Source organism: Streptomyces sp. NRRL F-525 (genome assembly GCF_000716605.1).
Lineage (GTDB): Bacteria > Actinomycetota > Actinomycetes > Streptomycetales > Streptomycetaceae > Streptomyces.
This window is the reverse complement of record NZ_JNXE01000089.1, coordinates 1-5,035: the sequence shown is the minus strand read 5'-3', so window position 1 is coordinate 5,035 and position 5,035 is coordinate 1. Positions and strand designations below refer to the sequence as shown.

Below are 5,035 nucleotides of genomic sequence, written 5' to 3'. Positions count from 1 at the left end.
ATGCACACCCTCCCCGGCATCCCCACGGCCCTCACCCGCCGGATCCGCAAGCGCCACATCCAACATCACCGGATGCAACGCCGCATCCAGCAAAGCCGGATGAATACCGAACCGGGCAGCGCTGTCCCGCTGCTCCTCAGGCAGCGCGACCTCGGCGAACAGCTCCTCACCACGCCGCCACACCGCCCGCACACCCTGGAACACCGGGCCATAGCCATAACCCGCCCCCGCCAGCAGGTCGTAGACACCAGCGACCTCAACCTGCTCCGCGCCGGGGGGCGGCCAGGCGGTGAAGTCGAAGCCGGGGGCGGGAGCGGCGGTCGCCGTCAGGGTGCCGGTGGCATGGCGGGTCCAGGCCTCGCTGTCGTGGTCCTCGACGACGTCTTCTGATGCCGAGTAGACGGCGACGGTCCGGGCTCCGGTCTCGTCCGGTCCGCCCACGCTGATTTGAACGCGAACGCCACCTTGCTCGGGCAGGACGAGGGGCGCCTCGATGACCAGTTCGTCGAGTGTGCCGCAGCCGACCTCGTCACCCGCACGAACAGCCAACTCCACCAGCCCAGTTCCAGGCATGAGCACGGTGTCACCAACGGCGTGGTCGGCCAGCCAGGGGTGCGTACGCAGCGACAGCCGGGAAGTGCAGAGCACCCCACCGGTCTCCGGCACCACCACGACAGCACCGATCATCGGGTGATCGGCAGTCGCCTGCCCAAGCGCAACAGCATCAGTCGCAGGAGCGGTCTGCAACCAGTAGTGCTGGTGGTCGAAGGCATACGTCGGCAGGTCGAGATGCGAAACACCCGCAACCGGCAACACCTTCGCCCAGTCGACCGACCCACCGCGAACAAAGACCTCGGCGGTCGCGGTGAGGAGGGTCTGCGCCTCGGGACGACCGTCCCGCAGAGCCGCGACACAGGCCGCCCGTTCGCCCGCCGACTCGGCCACGACGCTCGACAAGGCCGCACCCGGGCCGAGTTCGACGAAGACAACGTCCCCGTCGCCCGCCGCCGACACCACACCGTCGGCGAAACGCACCAGACGGCGGACATGGTCGACCCAGTACTGCGGGTCGGTGAGCTGACCGGGTTCCGCAAGCCGCCCCGTCACGTTCGAGACCACCGGGAACTCCGGCTCCGACCACATCACTTGGGACAGTGCGGCGGCGAACTCGTCGAGCATCGGCTCCATCAGAACCGAGTGGAAGGCATGCGAGACAGTCAGTCGCTTGGTCTTACGGCCCTGCTCCGCGAGCTTCGCCGCCACTGCCAACACAGCGTCCTCTGTACCGGAAAGGACCACGGACGCCGGGCCGTTGACCGCCGCCAGGCCCACGTCCTCACCCAGCAGCCCGGCGACCTCGTCCTCCGAAGCCGCCACGGCCACCATCGCGCCACCCGAGGGCAACGCCTGCATGAGCCGACCCCGAGCAGCGACCACCGCAGCCGCATCCGCCAACGACAACACGCCAGCCACATGCGCCGCCACGATCTCACCGATCGAATGACCCATCACCACATCCGGCTTCACACCCCACGACTCCACCAGCCGGAACAACGCCGTCTCCACAGCGAACAAACCCGCCTGCGTGAACACCGTCCAGCTCAAATCACCGGCATCACCCAGGACCACATCCCTGACCGAGTGCTCCACCCAGCCCGACAGCTGCGCGTCCAGCACGGCACACGCCTCATCAAAGGCTTCCGCGAACACCGGATAGCGCGCATACAACTCACGCCCCATCCCCACCCGTTGCGACCCCTGACCCGGAAACACCACCACCGTGCGAACAGCCGAAACCCCACTACCCGCCACCAACCCCGCAGCCGACTCACCCCGCGCCAGCGCACCAAGCCCCGCCAACGCCTCCTCACGCGAACCGGCCACCACCACCGCACGCTCGGACAACACCGCCCGCTGAGCGACCAACGCACCCGCCACAGGGGACAGCGACACCTCCTCGGCAGTGAGGAATGCCGCCAGCCGCTCCGCCTGGCCCGCCAGGGACTCGGCACTCTTCGCGGACACCACGAACGGCACGACAACGTCATCGGTCCCGGCCGGCCCCGACTCCGCGGACTCCGTCTCCGGCGCCTGCTCCAGGATGATGTGCGCGTTCGTACCGCTCACACCGAAGGACGACACGCCGGCCCGGCGCGGCCGTTCCACCTCCGGCCAGGGCTGGGAGCGCTCGAGGAGCTGGACCGCGCCGGTCGACCAGTCCACCTCCGAGGATGGGGCGTCGACATGCAGGGTGGGTGGCAGTACGCCGTGCCGCAGCGCCTGCACCATCTTGATCACACCGGAAACACCCGCAGCCGCCTGCGTATGACCCACGTTCGACTTCAACGAACCCAGCCACAACGGCCGTTCGGCAGGCCGATCCTGACCATAAGTCGCCAGCAGCGCCTGCGCCTCGATCGGGTCGCCCAGGACCGTCCCCGTGCCATGCCCCTCAACTACGTCCACGTCCGACGTCGACAGGCCGGCGTTGGCGAGCGCCATGCGGATCACCCGCTGCTGCGACAGACCGTTCGGCGCCGTCAGGCCGTTGGACGCACCGTCCTGATTCACGGCAGAACCCCGTACGACCGCCAGGATCCGGTGGCCTCGCTCCTGTGCCCGCGAAAGCCGTTCCAGGACGACGACACCGGCGCCCTCGGCCCAGCCCGTGCCGTCGGCCGCATCCGCGTACGACTTGCACCGGCCGTCCGAGGCGAGCCCGCGCTGCCGCGAGAACTCCACGAACGTGTGCGGAGTCGCCATCACGGTCGAACCGCCGGCCAGGGCCAGCGAGCACTCACCCCGGCGCAGCGCCTGGGCGGCGAGGTGGAGGGCGACCAGCGAGGAGGAACAAGCCGTGTCCACGGTCACCGCCGGGCCCTCGAAGCCGAACACGTACGAGATACGGCCCGACGCCACACTGCCGGCCGCACCCGTCCCGGCGAAGCCCTCCAGCTCCGGTGGGACGTTGCCGCCGAAGAAGTAGTCGACACCCATGATGCCGTTGAAGACGCCGACATCCGTGCCCTTGATCGAGCCGGGGGCGATCCCGGCCCGCTCCAGGGCCTCCCACGAGGTCTCCAAGAGCAGTCGCTGCTGCGGGTCCATGGCCAGCGCCTCGCGCGGCGAGATCCCGAAGAAGCCGGCGTCGAACTCCCCGGCCCCGTACAGGAATCCGCCCTGGTTCACGTACGACGTGCCGGCCTTGTCCGGGTCCGAGTCGAACAGGCCGTCCAGGTCCCAGCCACGGTCCTCCGGGAAGCCGGTGACACCGTCCCGCCCCTCGCTGACGAGCCGCCACAGGTCCTCAGGGTTGGTCACTCCGCCCGGCAGACGGCACGCCATGCCCACGATCGCGATCGGCTCGTCCGCACTGTGCGCGACCTGCTGCCGCAGGTCGTGCAGCTCGGCCGTGACACGCTTGAGGTACTTGAGGAGTTTCTCGTCCGTGGCCATCTTCGGTTTCCTCACCGGGTGTTGGGGAGCGGCAGTCAGCGAAGGCGTGGTTTCTCAGGAGATTCCGAGTTCGTCGTTGATGAAGTCGAGAACCTCATCGGCGGAGGCGGACTCCAGTTGCTCTGCCACTGTGGAGTTCTCCGTCTGTTCGCCGAGTCCGTTGAACTTCGCCATCAGCCCCTGGAGTCGGAGCATGACGCCGGTCTTCTTGGCCTCGTCGGAGAGCAGTCCGGTGATCAGTGATTCGATGTCTTCGATCTTGGAATTCACCAGCGACAGTGCGTCGTCGGTGGTCCCGAGCTCGCCGTGCAGATAGCGGGCGAGCGCCAGCGGGGTCGGGTAGTCGAAGACCACCGTCGCGGCCAGCTTGAGGCCGGTGACCTCGCGGAGGCGGTTCCGGAGCTCGACCGACGTGAGCGAGTCGAAACCGGCGTCCTTGAACGCCGTCTCCGCTCCGACGTTCGCGACCCCGGTGTGGCCGAGCACGTTCGCCACATGGCCGCGGACCAGGTCGAGCAGCAGCGCCTCCTGCTCCTGCGGCGCGAGGCCGACGAGCCGGCGGGCCAGCCCGCCGTGGTCACCGGAGGCCGAACGGGCCGTCTGGCGACCGGAATTGACCAGTCCGCGCAGGAGCGGCTGCGTCGGACGGCCCGCCGCCGCGTCGGCGCGCAACGCCCGCAGGTCCAGCTTGATCGGCACCGCCAGCGCGATGGGACTCCGCAGGGCCGCGTCGAACAACCGCATGCCCTCCGCAGGAGCGATCGGCAGGACACCGCCACGGCTCATACGTGCCTGATCGGCGACGCCCAGATGCGCGGTCATGCCGCTGGTCTGCTCCCACAGACCCCAGGCGAGTGAGGTACCCGGCAGACCCGCCGCCCGGCGCCGGTGAGCCACCGCGTCCACGTAGGCATTCGCCGCCGCGTAGTTACCCTGACCCGCCGACCCGAACAACCCGGACGCGGAAGAGAACACCGCGAACACCGACAAGTCCAAGTCCCGGGTCAACTCGTCCAGATGACCTACAGCCGCCACCTTTGGCCCGAACACAAACGCCAACCGCTCCGGCGTCAGCGCCCCGATCACACCGTCGTCCAACACACCAGCCGTGTGCACAACCCCGGTCAGCGGGTACTCGTCGTCGACCGAGCCGAGGAGCGCTGCCACCGCATCCCGGTCGGCGACATCACACGCCGCCACCCGCACCGACTCCGCACCCAACTCCCGCAACTCGGCGACCAGTTCCGTCGCACCCTCGGCCTCCGGACCACGCCGACTCGCCAACACCAGATGCCGGACGCCGTATTCGGTGACGAGGTGCCGGGACACCAACGCGCCCAACGACCCCGTACCACCCGTCACCAGCACCGTGCCCCCCACAACCGGAGCAAGGCCCCCGACCGACTCGACGACAGCGGCACGCACCAGACGCGGCACGGACAACTTCGCGCCGCGAACCGCGAGTTGAGGCTCGCCGATAGCGAGGGCCCGGCCCAGGACCGTGGTGAACGGGTCGTCAGCGGCCGGGTCCAGGTCGAGCAGGACGATCCGGTCAGGGTTCTCGGCCTGGGCCGTGCGG

1 protein-coding gene and 1 pseudogene are annotated in these 5,035 nt (G+C 69.0%); both read right to left on the bottom strand.

Going from position 1 to position 5,035, the window contains the following annotated elements; genetic code table 11:
• Window positions 1-3,456, bottom strand: a pseudogene (locus OO69_RS47875) (type I polyketide synthase); the annotation flags it as partial.
• A gap of 54 nt (window positions 3,457-3,510) precedes the next feature.
• Window positions 3,511-5,035, bottom strand: a 1,525-nt coding sequence (locus OO69_RS47870) for a type I polyketide synthase (protein WP_033287348.1), incomplete at its 5' end; no start/stop codon positions are given.